Genomic DNA, 2,075 nt, shown 5'->3' with positions numbered 1-2,075 from the left:
CTCGCCGTGACAATAGCCACAGAAGCGGATGCGTTCGTGGCCGGCCTCGTAGCTGGCCTGGCGTTTGGTATCATCGGCCATAATGGCGTTCAGCTGTGTCATGGCTTCGCCTGCAGAGCTTGCAGCAACCATGGGAGAGGCTGTCAGGCACGCGACGATCAACAGTTTCCTCAAGTGTGAACTACCAAACATAAGCCACCTACTTCTTCGGAAAGGCCAAAGAATAGTCGGGTGCTTGAGTGCTGATCTTGCTAAAGATCAAAAAAAGCGGAGTTAAAATGGGTCGGCCGGTGGCCCATGGTTCAATAGATGCGTATACCAACCCGGGCTACATGCTCAAGTAGTTCTTCATTGTCTACCTGGTGCTTCAGGGCAAGATCCACTTTCCAGGGCAACAGCAGATCGTCAATTTCCAGCTCTATCTGGTTAAATTCCTGCCAGGAAAGTGTCGGCGCGGTCATCATTAAATCGATATCCGAGTTGTACCGATAATTGCCTTTAGCGCGAGAGCCGTAGAGGGTAACCTGCTCAATCTCGTGGTGCTGCGAGAATATAGTCTGCAACCTTTTGATAACCTGCGGAGGCAGCCCAAACGCTTCTTTCACCGTTGATGGTTCAGGCAAGGCCATGCTTTTCCGCTTCCTGCTCTATCCGGGTTTGCAGTGCAGCAAACAGCGGATGATATTGCGCCAGAATGTTGGTGAGGATTTCCCTGGCGGTTTCTTCGTTATAGGTGTGGGATGTGCGGTTTCTGTCTTTCAGCATGCGCATCCAGCCTTCTCCGTCTTCGATCAGACCATTGGCGAAAGCTTCACGAATCGCATCGCGAGAGCCGACAATATTGCCGTTGCCTTGCCACCGGAAGTAATCACGAATCACATTCCAGGATAGCTCATAGGTATATTCAAAGGCCTGAATCAATCCCTGTTTTTCGAGGTCTGAGAGGTCGCGGGTTCGGCATAATTTTACAGCCGAATCCAGCTGGGAGAATGCCTTTCTGAAGTTACTAAATCGCTGGAGCCAGCGGATATCCTGCTCGGCCATGTTTTGTGCTCGTGTTTGATCCTTCATCGAAGAATACCATGACGTGGGGCTGCGAAACGACCTGGGCCGAGGCTTATAAAGGTGATTGTGCGCTGTTTCTTGCCTAAACAAAGATTTTAAAAATAGAAAATCATAACTACGCTTGTGGCTGAGCGCTCTCAATTTGAAGGTGGAGGCGTCTTCTTTCAACAGCAATGGAAAAGGAGAACAGCATGCATCGCATTATGCAGGGGTTATCTCTTATCACAACCGCCGCGGCTTTGATTCTGGCGGCTTCACAGGCAATCGCAGAGCCAAAGCTTGAGGTGGAAGTGTTTGAGGCCGGCGTGGAAGGTCGCGGGGATTCGATAGGCACGGTTACACTCACCGCTTACGATCAGGGCGTGCTGATTGAGTCTGACCTGACTGGGCTATCGCCCGGAATTCACGGCTTTCACCTTCATGAAAATCCGGACTGCAGCCCAGTAGAAAAAGACGGAAAAGCAACGCCTGCAGGGGCCGCCGGTGGACACTACGACCCAGAAAATACCGGGAAGCACAAAGGCCCGTTCGATAAATCCGGACATCTTGGCGACCTGCCGAGGCTGCACGTTGGCCAGGAGGGAGAAAACGCCCAGACCAATATTGCGCCGCGGCTGCAGCTGAGCGATTTTAAAGGCCGGGCCCTGGTGATTCACGGTGGGGGAGACAATTACTCGGATTCACCCCAGCCTCTTGGGGGTGGCGGTGCCAGAGTGGCCTGCGGTGTTGTTGCGGGTTAAAGCCTTCATCAGGCCCCGGTGATCACCACTGACCGGGGTCAATTCCTCTCTCCACAGCACTCCCTTCACCGGAAAATTACGTTAAGCTTTGTCTATCGCCAACCAGACAAGGACTTACGCGCCTATGAAACTCCGCTTCCTCGGTGGTACAGGCACCGTCACCGGCTCCCGTTATCTGCTTTCCGACGACAATCACCGCATGCTGGTGGATTGTGGCATGTACCAGGGCGTGAAAACCCTGCGCCGCCGAAACTGGGCCAAGTTTCCGGT

3 protein-coding genes and 1 pseudogene are annotated in these 2,075 nt (G+C 53.0%); 2 read left to right on the top strand and 2 right to left on the bottom strand.

Annotation, left to right across the window (positions count from 1 at the left end; all coding sequences use genetic code 11):
- Positions 1–302: 302 nt before the first annotated feature.
- Together Q675_RS36345 and Q675_RS36340 are read right to left on the bottom strand one after the other, a co-directional pair.
- Complete coding sequence (locus Q675_RS36345) at positions 303–629, bottom strand: nucleotidyltransferase family protein (protein ID WP_023012146.1); 327 nt, start codon at positions 627–629, stop codon at positions 303–305.
- Positions 616–1,044, bottom strand: coding sequence for a nucleotidyltransferase substrate binding protein (locus Q675_RS36340; protein WP_023012145.1), 429 nt, complete (start codon positions 1,042–1,044; stop codon positions 616–618). Before Q675_RS36340 ends, Q675_RS36345 begins: the two co-directional genes overlap by 14 nt.
- A gap of 212 nt (positions 1,045–1,256) precedes the next feature.
- On the opposite strand from Q675_RS36340, the gene sodC reads away from it, so the two are divergent.
- Positions 1,257–1,805: a superoxide dismutase family protein gene (gene sodC / locus Q675_RS36335; protein WP_023012144.1), complete on the top strand. Its 549-nt coding sequence runs from the start codon at positions 1,257–1,259 to the stop codon at positions 1,803–1,805.
- Positions 1,806–1,929: 124 nt separating this feature from the next.
- Positions 1,930–2,075 (top strand): annotated as a pseudogene (locus Q675_RS38535) (MBL fold metallo-hydrolase); the annotation flags it as partial.

Origin of the sequence: Marinobacter sp. EN3 (assembly GCF_000475315.1) — a bacterium.
Lineage (GTDB): Bacteria > Pseudomonadota > Gammaproteobacteria > Pseudomonadales > Oleiphilaceae > Marinobacter > Marinobacter nauticus.
This window is presented reverse-complemented; position numbering and strand designations above follow the sequence as displayed.